Source organism: Microbacterium sp. SORGH_AS_0969 (assembly GCF_030818255.1).
Taxonomy (GTDB): domain Bacteria; phylum Actinomycetota; class Actinomycetes; order Actinomycetales; family Microbacteriaceae; genus Microbacterium.
This window is the reverse complement of the sequence record NZ_JAUTAG010000001.1, coordinates 2,317,970-2,330,604: the sequence shown is the minus strand read 5'-3', so window position 1 is coordinate 2,330,604 and position 12,635 is coordinate 2,317,970. Positions and strand designations below refer to the sequence as shown.

11 protein-coding genes are annotated in these 12,635 nt (G+C 71.7%); 1 reads left to right on the top strand and 10 read right to left on the bottom strand.

Annotation, left to right across the window (positions count from 1 at the left end; all coding sequences use genetic code 11):
- Positions 1-21: 21 nt before the first annotated feature.
- The 4 genes from QE388_RS10805 to gabT form a co-directional block, all read right to left on the bottom strand.
- The gene (locus QE388_RS10805; protein ID WP_307385281.1) at positions 22-1,578 is read right to left on the bottom strand and encodes an APC family permease; all 1,557 of its coding nucleotides are present in this window, start codon (positions 1,576-1,578) and stop codon (positions 22-24) included.
- Positions 1,575-2,474: a universal stress protein gene (locus QE388_RS10800; RefSeq protein WP_307385280.1), complete on the bottom strand. Its 900-nt coding sequence runs from the start codon at positions 2,472-2,474 to the stop codon at positions 1,575-1,577. The genes QE388_RS10805 and QE388_RS10800 overlap by 4 nt, the downstream gene beginning before the upstream one ends.
- The gene (locus QE388_RS10795; RefSeq protein WP_373426619.1) at positions 2,471-3,931 is read right to left on the bottom strand and encodes a flavin monoamine oxidase family protein; all 1,461 of its coding nucleotides are present in this window, start codon (positions 3,929-3,931) and stop codon (positions 2,471-2,473) included. The genes QE388_RS10800 and QE388_RS10795 overlap by 4 nt, the downstream gene beginning before the upstream one ends.
- A 111-nt stretch (positions 3,932-4,042) precedes the next feature.
- Positions 4,043-5,392, bottom strand: coding sequence for a 4-aminobutyrate--2-oxoglutarate transaminase (gene gabT / locus QE388_RS10790; protein ID WP_307385276.1), 1,350 nt, complete (start codon positions 5,390-5,392; stop codon positions 4,043-4,045).
- A gap of 92 nt (positions 5,393-5,484) precedes the next feature.
- On the opposite strand from gabT, the gene QE388_RS10785 reads away from it, so the two are divergent.
- Positions 5,485-7,014 (top strand): PucR family transcriptional regulator, encoded by a 1,530-nt coding sequence (locus QE388_RS10785; protein ID WP_307385274.1) that lies wholly within the window; start codon positions 5,485-5,487, stop codon positions 7,012-7,014.
- 596 nt (positions 7,015-7,610) lie between these two features.
- Here QE388_RS10785 and QE388_RS10780 read toward each other — a convergent pair.
- The 6 genes from QE388_RS10780 to QE388_RS10755 are packed head-to-tail and all read right to left on the bottom strand — an operon-like array spanning position 7,611 to position 12,539.
- Positions 7,611-8,459: a MurR/RpiR family transcriptional regulator gene (locus tag QE388_RS10780; protein WP_307385273.1), complete on the bottom strand. Its 849-nt coding sequence runs from the start codon at positions 8,457-8,459 to the stop codon at positions 7,611-7,613.
- A complete protein-coding gene (phnE, locus tag QE388_RS10775; protein WP_307385272.1) occupies positions 8,449-9,273 on the bottom strand; it encodes a phosphonate ABC transporter, permease protein PhnE in 825 nt (274 codons plus the stop codon). Before phnE (QE388_RS10775) ends, QE388_RS10780 begins: the two co-directional genes overlap by 11 nt.
- A complete protein-coding gene (gene phnE / locus QE388_RS10770; RefSeq protein WP_058630102.1) occupies positions 9,270-10,064 on the bottom strand; it encodes a phosphonate ABC transporter, permease protein PhnE in 795 nt (264 codons plus the stop codon). The genes phnE (QE388_RS10775) and phnE (QE388_RS10770) overlap by 4 nt, the downstream gene beginning before the upstream one ends.
- Entirely contained in the window at positions 10,061-10,879 is an 819-nt protein-coding gene (phnC, locus tag QE388_RS10765; RefSeq protein WP_058630103.1) for a phosphonate ABC transporter ATP-binding protein, read from the bottom strand. Before phnC ends, phnE (QE388_RS10770) begins: the two co-directional genes overlap by 4 nt.
- Complete coding sequence (locus tag QE388_RS10760; protein WP_307385268.1) at positions 10,876-11,850, bottom strand: phosphate/phosphite/phosphonate ABC transporter substrate-binding protein; 975 nt, start codon at positions 11,848-11,850, stop codon at positions 10,876-10,878. The genes phnC and QE388_RS10760 overlap by 4 nt, the downstream gene beginning before the upstream one ends.
- Positions 11,851-11,876: 26 nt before the next feature.
- Positions 11,877-12,539 carry an HAD family hydrolase gene (locus QE388_RS10755; protein WP_275796129.1) on the bottom strand — a complete coding sequence of 221 codons (663 nt, stop codon included), beginning with the start codon at positions 12,537-12,539 and terminating at the stop codon, positions 11,877-11,879.
- Positions 12,540-12,635 lie beyond the last annotated feature (96 nt).

The following is a 12,635-nucleotide window of genomic DNA, read 5'->3' as shown; positions in this document are numbered from 1 at the left end:
TCTGTCGTGGTGGGTGGTCGGTCAGGGTCGTGCGGCGGCGCGGCGACCGCGGCGAGCGCTGGCCGGAGCGTCGATCGAGAGGGTCTCGCCCCGGAAGAAGGCCGGGCGGCGCACATGCTGCCAGACCATGATCGCCACTCCCAGCAGGATGATGGTCATTCCGAGGATGAAGACGAGTCCCACGCCGCCGATCTCGGAACCGCTGCCGTACTCGGGGTTCATGCTGTCGATCAGCGTGGTGACGAAGATGACCGCGAGGATCACCCCGCCCACGAGCGGGAACAGCAGCGTGAAGAAGACGTTGCGCACCGAGTCGAACCATTGCTTGCGGAAGTACCAGACGCACGCGAACGCGGTGAGCCCGTAGTAGAAGCAGATCATGATGCCGAGCGTGAGGATCGTGTCGCTGAGCACGTTGACGCTGACCACCCGCATGACGGCGTAGAACCCGGCGGCGACGACCGCCGAGACGATCGTGGCGTATCCCGGCGTGAAGAAGCGGGGGCTGACCTTCGCGAACCGCTCCGGCAGGGCGCCGTAGTGCCCCATCGCGAGGAGCGTGCGGGCCGGGCCGACGAAGGTGGACTGCAGCGAGGATGCCGAGCTGGTCAGCACCGCGAGCGACACGAACGCCGCGAAGGGACCCAGGATGGGGCCGGCGAGCGCGAAGAAGGCGTTGTCCTGGATGTCGGGGTTGCCGAGTCCGAACTCCCCGTCGCCGATCCCGGCGAACATGATCATCGACACCGCGAGCAGCAGGTACAGCGAGACGATCGTGATGACGGTGATGGTGGCCGCGCGGCCGGGCGTCTTCTCGGGGTCCTTCGTCTCCTCGTTCATGGTGAGCGTCACGTCCCACCCCCAGAAGATGAAGATCGACAGCGACACCCCGGCCGCGAAAGCGCTGAACGACGACACCGCGAACGGGTTGAACCACTCCCACGAGAACGGCGTGGCGTCGAAGGCGTTGCCCTGCACCGCGTGGGTGATCGCCACCACCGCGAAGACGACGAGCACGAGGACCTGGAAGGTCACGAGGACGTACTGCAGCTTCTGCGTGGTCTGCATGTCGCGGTACGACACCACGGTGGCTCCGAGCACGAACAGCAGGCACACGACGATGTTGATGCCGAGGTTCGAGGCGAGGTCGGCGATGCCGGGCTGACCGGTGAGTTGAGAGATCAGCAGGAACAGGAAGTCGACGGCGATGCCCGCGAGGTTCGACAGCACGATGATCGTGGCGGCGATCAGTCCCCATCCCGCCATCCAGCCGATCCACGGCCCGAAGGCCCGCGAGGCCCAGGTGAAGGACGTGCCGGAGTCCGGCATCCGGTTGTTCAGCTCCCGGTAGCCGAAGGCGACGAGCAGCATCGGGATGAAGCCGACGAGGATGATCGCCGGCACCTGGACGCCCACCGCACCCACGGTCGGACCGATCGCGGCGGTGAACGTGTACGCGGGAGCGATGCACGAGATGCCGATGACGACGGCGCCGATGAGGCCGATCGTGCCGGCGCTCAGGCCCTTCTTCGACAGACCGCCGGCCTCACTGCCGGTGGCGGGTGCGGGTGCGGTCATGGCCGCGGTCCTTCCTGGACGGGAACGTCGGCACGGCTTCGTGGCACGACGACGAGAGGAACGGGGAGTTCGTGCAGCATCTTCGCCGCGGTCGAGCCGAGGAAGAGGCGTCGCGGCTGGGCGAGCCGGCTGGAGCCGACGATCGCGAGCTCGGCGGGATCCCACGCGAGATCGCGCACCGCCTCTTCGATGCTGTCGCCGTCGGCGACGGTCGCCTCGACCGCGATGTCGGCGGGCAGCTCGGCGCGAGCCTGCGCCAGCACCTCCTCGGAGTGCGCGGCACCCGCGATGCGGATCGCGCCCGTCTCGAGCCCCGCGGGCAGATCGACGGTCACGAGCGAGAGAAGACGGAGGGGAACGGATGCCGCTGCCGCGAGCTGCACGCTCTCGTCGCGCAGCACGTCGGCTCCGGGTCGGCTGCCGATCGCGGCGGTGACCCGGCTGATGCCGAGCGCCGGGTCGATGAGGCGAGACCCCTCGGGAGCAAGGACGACGGGGACGTCGGAGGAGTGCAGCAGCTCCGACGCGACGGTCCCGAGACGGTGGCGGCCGCGGAGTCCCCCGTTCGCGGCACCGACCACGATGTAGCCCGCACCGATCTCGTCGGCGAAGGCCACGAGACCCTCGGCGAAAGAGTCGGCGTGACGGATGCGGGTGCGGTGGGGCACGGCATCCGGAATCCGACGCGCCGCGTCGTTCAGCCAGCTCTCGGCCTGCTCGCGGATGTGGCGGGTGTAGGCCGCGTCCGGCGGGGTGATGACGCTGCGGGCGTCGCCGGGCAGGACCAGCGCGATCTCGAGCGGTGCCCCGATCGCGCGGGCGAGGCGGATGCCGAGGGCGAGAGCGTCGGCCCCGGTATCGGTCGCGGTGTACCCGACGACGACCGCGGCGCTCATCCGCGTGCTCGGTCGAGGATCTCGTCGGCGGCGCGGTGTCCCTGGCGGATCGCGCCGTCGACGTGCTGGTAACCGGCTCCGGCCATGTCGCTGCAGGCGAGGTGGATCGGGCCGACGGGCTCGCGCAGGTCGGCGCCGTACCGGTGGAGGCCGCCCATGTCGAAGCTCGCGGCGTACGCACCGCGGGTCCACTCCTCGGTGCCCCAGTCGCTCTCGTAGTAGACGATCGGGTTCTTGGCCTCGGGCCCGTAGTAGTGCGAGAGCGACTCGAGGATCTTCTCCTTGCGCTCCTCGGCGCTCAGACGGAAGAGGTCGTCGGCGTTCTGGTCGGACACGAAGCCCACGAGGGTGCCGCGCTCGTCGCCGTGATTGGTGTTGTCGTACGCCTCGTGCGACAGCTCATAGGGGCTGAAGGCGGTGCCGGACAGGCCCTTGTCGCGCCAGAACGGCGTCTCGTAGACCGCGTGCACCTTGATGACGAAGCCCATCGAGATGTGCTGGTGCATCTGGTGCTGCAGACGCGGGAGCGGGGGCTCGAACGAGATGCGCGAGTACAGGACGGGGGCGAGCGCCAGGACGGCGAAGCGCGCACGGACGGTGATCCCGTCGGCGATCGCCGTGACGCCGGCGGATGAGGACTTCGCCGCTTCGACGCGCGCGGTCAGGGCGCGAAGGTCGTCGACGCGCCGACCGGTCGCCGTGTCCGCGGCGCGCTCCGGCGTCGTGGTCTCGGCGCCCCAGATGAGCCGGCGCACCGGCTGGTTCAGGAAGACGTCGTCGCCGAGGCGCTCGGCGAGCAGCTCGGGCACCTGCTGGAGGCCGCCCGTGACGCGCTTGTCGAGGATGAAGTCGGCGTCGACGAGGTGCGAGTACGAGCCCGCCGACGAAGCCATCAACAGCGACTGCAGGAGCGAGAAGGTGTGCGTGGGCTTGGTCAGCATCGCCGAGCCCGTCGCGAACGCGAGGTTGCGCACCGCTTCGTCGTCGTCGGTCTGCTCGCGGAGCCACGCGTCCCACGAGATCTTGTCCCACTCGGCGGCCTTCGGGTGCGCCCACGGACGGTCCGGGTCGATCTCGGCGACCATGGCGTCCAGGCGGGCGGTGATCTCGTCGATGACGCGCTCGGTCTCGGGAGCGACGGGGAACATCTCGCCCGTGAAGCGCTTGGCCACGCCGTCCGGACCCACGTAGACGCTGTCGCCGTCGCGGTAGCGGCTGTAGGTCTCGAGGCCGAGGTCGGCGACCGTGTCGATGAGCGCCGTCTGATCGGGCGAGACCCACTGGCCGCCCAGCTCGAGCATCGCGCCGTCGATCACGTCGGTCCACAGGCGCCCGCCCACGCGGTCACGTGCTTCGAGGACAGCGACCGAGAGGCCGGCCTTGCGCAGGTCGTTCGCGGCGGTCAGGCCGGCGGCGCCGGCTCCGATGACGACCACGTCACGGGTGATCTCGTCCATGAGCTCTTCTCTCTTCTCGTTCACGTCTGTGTGTTGCGCCGACGGCTGGCGGAACGCCCCGCCGGCCCCGGCGGCGGCGGAGTCGGGTCGACGCCGCCGCCGGGACGTTCGTCAGTTGCGGGCCAGGGCGGCCTCGACGATGTCGAGACCCTCGTTCAGCAGATCGTCGCCGATCGACAGCGGCGGGAGGAAACGGATGACGTTTCCGTAAGTCCCGCACGTGAGCACGATGACGCCCTCGGCGATCGCGGCCTTGGCCACGGCCGCGGTGAGCGCAGCGTCGGGCGCGCCGGTCGCCGGGTCGACGAACTCGGCCGCGATCATCGCGCCGTGCCCACGGACATCCCCGACACGCGGGTCCTTCGCCTGCAGGTCGTGCAGGCGTGCCTTGAGCAGGGTGCCGATCTCCCGGGCGCGCTCGATGAGCCCCTCGTTCTCGAAGGCGTCGATGGATGCCAGAGCCGCGGCGCACGCGATCGGGTTGCCGCCGTAGGTTCCTCCGAGTCCGCCCGTGTGGGTGGCGTCCATGATCTCGGCGCGGCCGGTGACGGCGGCGAGGGGAAGGCCGCCCGCGATGCCCTTGGCGGTCGTCACGAGGTCGGGGACGATGCCGAACAGCTCGGAGGCGAACATCGCGCCCGTGCGGGCGAAGCCCGACTGGACCTCGTCGGCGATGAAGACGACGCCGTTGTCGCGGCACCAGTCGACGATCGCATTGAGGAACCCGTCGGCCGGGACGATGAAGCCGCCCTCGCCCTGGATGGGCTCGATGATGACGGCGGCGAGGTTCTCGGCGCCGACCTGCTTCTCGATGAGGCTGATGGCCTTGGCGGCGGCCTCGGGGCCGGAGAGACCGTCGCGGAAGGGGTACGACAGCGGCGCGCGGTACACCTCGGCGGCGAAGGGGCCGAAGCCGCTCTTGTACGGCATGTTCTTGGCGGTCAGCGCCATCGTGAGGTTGGTGCGGCCGTGGTACGCGTGGTCGAAGGCGACGACGGCCTGACGACCGGTGTGCTTGCGCGCGATCTTCACGGCGTTCTCGACGGCCTCGGCACCCGAGTTGAACAGCGCGCTCTTCTTGGCGTGGTCACCGGGGGTGAGACGGTTGAGCGCCTCGGCGACCGCGACGTACGAGTCGTAGGGCGAGACCATGAAGCACGTGTGGGTGAAGGCGGCGACCTGGTCCTGGACGGCCTTCACGACGGCGGGGTGCGCGTTGCCGACGCTCGTGACCGCGATGCCCGAGCCGAGGTCGATCAGCGAGTTGCCGTCGGCGTCGACGACCACTCCCCCACCCGCGGCGACGGCGTGGATGGGCACGGTGTGCCCGACCCCGGATGCCACGGCGGCGGCCTTGCGGTCGAGCAGCTCCTGCGAGCGGGGGCCGGGGATGGCGGTGACGAGGCGGCGCTCCTGGGCGAGCGAGGGACCGCCGACGGTGGGGAGGGTGTCGAGGCTCATGGCGGCGATGCTACGGACGCCGCGCAACGCGGTGCACTCTCCCCCCTGTACAGTCACTCGCACTGCCATATACGTCTCGTACAGGAGCATCGATGCCCGACTCCGCCGTCTCGCCGCCGAGCCTGCGCGCCCTCCTCGCGCGCGGCGATCTGCACCTGCGTCTCGCCGTGGACGAGTCGGCGCTCCCCGCCGGGAGCGTCGATCACCCGGTGCGGTGGGTGCACTCGAGCGACCTCGCCGATCCGACGCCGTTCCTCAGCGAGGGTCTCGTCCTCCTGACGACCGGGACGCAGTTCGCCTCCGACGACGACTACGCCGCCTACGTGGGGCGCCTGCGGGCGCGGGGCGTGCGCGCCCTCGGCTTCGGCACGGAGGTCGTGCGCGACGGCATCCCGTCCGGCCTGACCGACGCCTGTTTGGCGGCGGGGATGCCCCTGTTCGAGGTGCCCTACCGCACGCCCTTCATCGCGGTGGCCCGTGCCGGCGCCGAGGCGATCGCGGCCGACGCCTACGCCCGCCGCAGCTGGTCGCTCGCCGCCCAGCGTGCGGTCTCTCTCGCCGCGCTCCGCCCCGACGGGCTCTCGGCCACCCTCGCCGAGCTCTCGCGGCAGCTCGACTGCTGGGTCGGGCTCTTCGACGCCGCGGGGGCCCTGCGCACCGCGCACCCGTCGGGCTCGCTCGCCGACTCGGTTGTCGAGGGCGTCGCGGCCGAGGTCGAGACGATGCTCCGCCGCGGTACCCGCGCGGCCTCGACGCTGCGGGTCGACGACGTCTCGGTCAGCGTCCAGACGCTGGGACGCGGGGGGAACCTGCGCGGGGCTCTCGCGATCGCCGCGGACGACCTCGACCACGAGGCGCGCAGCGTCGTGACCGCGGTCGTCGCGATGGCGGCCCTCGCGCTCGAGCAGCAGGACGGCCTGGGCCGGGCGATCGGCACCTTCCGCGCCGGGCTCGTCCAGGCGCTCGGGAGCGACGACCCCGGGCTCGCGCGCCGCGCCGCCCGCGACCTCTTCGGGCCGCTGCCCACGGCCCCCGTCGTGGTCGGGCTCACCCCGGCGGCATTATCGCGCTCGACAGCGATGACGGAGTGGCTCGAGATGCGCGCGCACGAGCGCCGCGGCGAGCTCTTCTTCGGGCGCGGCGACGACGGGCTCGTCATCGTGGTCCCCGCGGGGGCGACGGGCCTTCTCGCCGAGATCGCCGACCGCTTCGAGACCGTCGTCGGCTGCTCCGTCCCGAGCGGATACGACGGATTCTCGCGCGCCGTGACGCAGGCCCGCACCGCCCGCGACCGGACCGCGACGCCGGGTGTCGCCGACTTCACCGACACCGCGCGCGCGGGTCTGCTCGCGGCCCTCGGTTCGGAGGCCGCCCGCACCGTCGCCGCCGGGGCACTCGCCCCCCTCCAGCACTACGACGCCGAGCAGGGATCGGCGCTGCTCGAGACGCTCGACTCCTGGCTCGCGCACGACTGCTCGCACGAGGCGACGGCCCAGGCGCTCGGCATCCATCGCCACACCGTGCGCGCGCGGATCGCCCAGGCCGAACGGGTGCTGGGCCGCGACCTGTCGTCGTTCTCGGCCCGCGCGGAGCTGTGGGCCGCGCTGCGGTTGGCGGAGTAGGGCCGGGCCGGCGGGCACCGGGCCGGCGGAGGAGGGGCGGACCGTCGGGCGGAGTCCGGGCCGGGGCGTCAGGCCCGGGGCCGGGCCGTCAGGCGGAGTTCGTTGCGGACACGCCGGGATCCCGGCATCCCGGACGGCGTGTCGGCCATGACCTCCGCACGACGGCACAGGATGCTACGGGCCGATGCCCGGACCGCCCCGACGCCGCCGTTTCGAGCCGTCAGGCGGAGTTCGCCCCCGACACACCGGAACCCCGGCATCCCGGACGGCGTGTCGACCCCACACTCCGCACGACGGCACAGGATGCCACCGGCCCACGCCCCGACCGCTCCGACGCCGCCGTTTCGAGCCGTCAGGCGGAGTTCGCCCCCGACACACCGGAACCCCGGCATCCCGGACGGCGTGTCGACCCCACACTCCGCACGACGGCACAGGATGCCACCGGCCCACGCCCCGACCGCTCCGACGCCGCCGTTTCGAGCCGTCAGGCGGAGTTCGCCCCCGACACGCCGGAACCCCGGCATCCCGAACCGGCGTGTCGACCCCACACTCCGCGCGACGGCACAGGATGCCACGGGCCGGCGCCCCGGGGAACGTCAGCCCGCGTCGCCGAGGTTGTCGGAGAGGATCTCGAGCACGCGGGAGCGGGCGAGCGCGGCGTCGTCGGCGCGCGCGGCGGCCACCGCGTCGACGAACGCCTCGGCGAACACCGCGTGCGCAATCCGGGAGGTGTGCTCGAGCTCGTCGCGGAACGTGCCGCCCGAGGCGAGAACGAGCGAGAGGTCGGCGCGCTCGGTCAGCGGCGAGGCCGAGAACGAGGTCAGGGCGATCACCCGCGCCCCCGCGGCGCGCGCGGCGGACGCCGCGCGCAGGCTCGCCTCGTTCGCCCCCGAGCCGCTGATCACGACGCAGACGTCCTCGGGATCGAGGTGCCGGGCCGCGATCTGCTGCCCGATCGGGTCGCCCACGGTCTCGGCCGGTCGGCCCACCGCGGTCAGACGCATCGCGAGGTCGGTCGCGACCGGTGCCGAGAGACCGCTGGCCACCACCAGCAGTCGCCGGGCGGCGACGACCGCGGCGACGGCCTCGGTGACCCCCTCGGCGTCCAGCAGACTCGTGACCGCCCGCAGGTCGTCGGCGATGCGATCGATCGCGGCACGGATGCCGCCGAGCGGCCCGTCCGCCGTGGCCGGGGCCACCGTCCGTCGCCCCCGCTCGGCGGCGAGCGCTACGCGGAGTTGCGGGTACCCGCGGTATCCGAAGGTCTGGCACGCGCGGACGACCGAGGAGCGTCCCACGCCCACGCGGTCGGCGATCTGCTGCGCGGTGAGCTCGATGACGGCATCCGGATCGTCGACGATCAAGTCGGCGACGCGGCGCTCGCTCGGCTGCAGGGAGTTGCGCACCGCGGCGATGCGCGCGGTGACGGGCACCTCAGCGGACACGGGGACCCTCCATGATGCGGCGGCGGATGCGGCCCGACACGGCGTCGATCGCGACGGTGACGACGACCACGACGATCAGGAGCATCCCCACCGTCGACCACTCACGGTACTGGGTGTACGAGGTGAGCATGTCGCCGATGCCGCCCACGCCGATGAGGCCGAGGACGGCCGACGCGCGCACGTTGATCTCGAAGCGGTACAGCCAGAACGAGAAGAACGTCGGCGCCGCCTGCGGCCAGACACCCCAGCGCAGCACCTGCGCGGTCGACCCGCCGGCGGCCCGCGCCGCCTCGATGGGACCCGGGGCGACGTTCTCGACCGCCTCGTAGCCCCACTTGCCGAGCGTCCCCACTCCCCCGACCGCGAGGGCGAGTGCGCCGGTGAGAGGGGTGAGCCCCGTGACCGAGAGGATGATGATCGCGAAGACGAGCTCGGGCACGGCCCGCACGAGCGAGAAGACGAAACGCAGGGCGATGCGCACGGGCGCCGGTCCGAAGCCGCGCGCCGCGACGAGCGAGAGCGGCGTGGCGATCAGGATGCCGAGCACCGTGCCGATCCACGCCATCTCGACGCTGCGCCATGTCTGCCAGAGCGCCTCGGGGAGCTTCGCCCAGTTGGGCGAGAGGAACATCAGCCCGAGATAGCGGACGATCTCGGCGGGGAGCTCGCCGAGCCGCGACCACGTGATGTCGGCCGACCAGAAGGCCGCGATCACGATGACGCTCACCGCGACCCACGACAGGGCGCGAAGCGGCCGACGCCGGCGCGCGGGCACGGCGAGCGCCGCGGGGCGGGCGGGAGCGAGGACGGTCATACGAGCCTCCGGCGGATCGCGTCGCTGACGGTGTCGAGCACCACGACGATCACCAAGATCTCGAGGATGACGAGCGACAGCTGGTCGTAGCGGTAGAAGGTGCGCACGGCGTCGATGAGGAGGCCGATGCCGCCCGCACCGACGAGTCCGAGCACCGTGGACGCGCGGACGTTCAGCTCGAAGACGTACAGCGTCTGCGAGACGAACGTGGGCCAGGTGTCGGGCAGCGCGATCGTGCGGTTGATCTGCGTCTGCGAGCCGCCCGCGGCGCGCCCGGCCTCGAGCGGGCCGGCGTCGGTGGCGTCGATCGACTCGGACACGAGCTTCACGACGATGCCGACGTTGAACAGCACGAGCGCCAGGATGCCCGGCAGCGCACCGACCCCGACCATCGCGACGAGCACCGCCGCGTAGACGAGCTCGGGCACCGCGCGGATCACGTTCAGGATGCCGCGCACGAGAGCCCGCGTCGGGGTGAACGGATTGGTGGGCCGCGCGGCCCAGAAGCTCACCGGCAGCGAGATCGCCGCCCCGACGGCCGTGCCGATGACGGCCATCTGCAGCGTCTCGAGGATCGGGCCGACCGTGCGGGGGAAGAACGTCCAGTCGGGGGTGAGCAGTTCGACGATGCGGAGTGCGCCCTGCTGCCAGTTGCGCGCGATCGCGGCGAGGTCGAGACCGACACCGACCCCCGGCAGGCACATGACCGCCGTGACCGCGACGATCACGAGCGCGGCGGTCCACGGCATCCATCGTCCTCTCGGACGCGGAGGAACGGTGAGGGAGGTCATCGCTCGAGCCGATCGGCCGCGGTCACCGAGCGACCGTAGATCTCGGCGAAGTCGGCATCGGTGGCGGATGCCGCGGGCCCGTCGTACACGATCTCTCCGGCGCGCATGCCGATCATGCGCGTGCCGTACTCGCGGGCGAGATCGAGCAGGTGCAGGTTCACGAGCACCGTGATGCCGAGGTCGTCGTTGATGCGGCGCAGGTCGTTCATCACGCCGCGCGCGGTGGGCGGGTCGAGGCTCGCGACGGGTTCGTCGGCGAGGACGATGCGCGGCTGCTGCGTGAGCGCGCGGGCGATCGCGACGCGCTGCTGCTGGCCGCCGGAGAGCGCCGAGGCGCGGTCCCAGACCTTGGGCAGCATCCCGACGCGGTCGAGCGCCTCGAACGCGAGCTCGCGATCCTCGGGCCGGTACGCGCCGAGGAGCGTGCGCCACAGCGGGGTGTGCGCGAGGCGGCCGACGAGCACGTTGTTGAGCACGCTCGTGCGCCCCGCGAGGTTGAAGCTCTGGAACACCATGCCGATGTGACCGCGCGTCTCGCGCAGTCGACGGCCGGAGGCGCCGTCGATGCGGCGTCCACCGACCTCGACCGTGCCCGAGGTCGCCGGCACGAGACCGTTGATCGTGCGGATGAGCGTCGATTTGCCCGAGCCCGAGAGCCCCACGACGGCGACGAGGTCGCCCGGGGCGATGTCGACGCTCACGTCGCGCAGCCCCATCGTGCCGTTGGGGTAGCGCACCGAGACGCCGTCGAGACGGATGCCCCAGGGCGCCGAGGTCTGAACCTCGACGCCCCGGGTCACGGAACCGGAGGTCACTGGAGTCCGAGCTCCTGCGCGGCGCGGGCGACGACATCGAGCGACGACGGGTCGGCCGGGGCGAGCTTGGTGATCGAGTAGACGGCCTTGAGCGCGGCGGAGCCCTCGTCAGTCGCGGAGTACTCCTCGAGAGCCGTGGAGATCTTCTTCTGCAGGTCGGGCGAGAGGTCCTTCGACACGGCGACGCCGTCGTTGGGGATCTCATTGGTCAGGCCGAAGACGACGACCTTCTGACCCACGTCGGGCTTGTCCTTCTGCACGAGCGTGCGCGCGTCCCAGAAGCTGAAGCCGACCTCGGCGTCGCCGTTGTACACCGCGAGCACGGACGCGTCGTTGGCGGTGACGGGCACCTTCTGGAAGCCGCTGTCGATGTCGACGCCGGCCTCCTTCAGCGCGAGCATGGGGTAGATGTAGCCGGCGGGCGAGCCGGGACCGAGCACGGCGACCTTGGCACCGGCGATCTTGGTGATCGAGTCGAGCCCGGCCGGGCCCTTCAGCGCGTCGGCGCCGTTGCAGAAGCTCATGCCGTCGCGTTCGACGACGGGCGTCGAGCAGTACTTGTCGGGGTTGTTCGTCATGAACTGGCCCGGGTAGGTGATGTTGCCGTTGCGCTCGGTCTGGAGGACGACCGAGGCACCGTATCGGTCGTTTGCCTGCCAGAGCTGCAGCGACGGCAGGAAGCCGATCTGGGCCTGCCCCGCACCCATGGCCTCGACGGCGGCCTGGTAGTCCTTCGACACCACACCGGTGACCGGGATGCCGAGCTTCTCGGTGAGCATGTCGGTGAGGGGCTTCGCGGTGTCGACGAGGTTCGCCTGGTCCTGGGAGGGAACGAGGGCGAGCACGAGCGAGCTCGGGTCGGCGGCGGGCCCGGACGCGGCGCCCGCGGTGCCGGAGCAGCCCGCGAGGGCGACGGAAGCGAGGGCCACCGAGGCGAGGGCGGTGGCGAATCGGATGCGACGAGTGTTCATGATTCCTTCTGCGGGTCGGGTGGAGATCAGGCGGAGAACGGAAGACGGGCGTTCGCGACCCACTGGGCGAGCGCCGACAGGAGCTCGTCGAGGGTGTCGGCGCGGTAGGTGGGGTGGGCGGCGGGGTCGGGGTAGCCGCCGACGAGGGCGGTCGCGTGGCCGCGGGCGTACGCGGGCGCGAGGTCGTTGCGCCAGACATCGCCGATCGTGAGCACGGGGGTGCCCTCCTCGAGGCTGTCGAGCAGGGCCTCGAGCCCCGCGGGCTTGGCCGCGTCGGTGACGATGCGGTCGAACAGTCCCGCGAGGCCGAGCGAGGCGAGAGCCTCGTCGAGCCGGGTCGCCGGCGCGTTCGTGACGAGGAGGCGCTCGGCATCCGTGGTCCGGAGGAACTCCGCGAGGCCGACGGCGACAGCGACGGGCGCGTCGGGGGTGCCGAGCTGAACGCGACTGGCGGTGTAGGCGGCGGCGAGCGCGTCGTCGCCGATCCCCTCGGCCTCGGCGACGCGGCGGACGACGTCGTAGCCGTCGATCGCGTCGCCCGAGGGCTCCGCGAGGCGAGCGGCCACGGCGGAGACGAGGGCGTCGGCGGATGCCGCGTGCGCAGCGACCGCGCGGGCGTAGGCCAAGAGGGGGCCGTCGCCGAGGGCGACGGTACCGTCGAAGTCGAAGATGAGGACGGGGCGAGGCAAGGAAGCTCCTGTCGTGGACGTTGCGTCCATGATGCGCCGCAAATGTGGACGGAATGTCCACGTCAGATGAACGCCGTGTAAACGATGCGCGGGAGC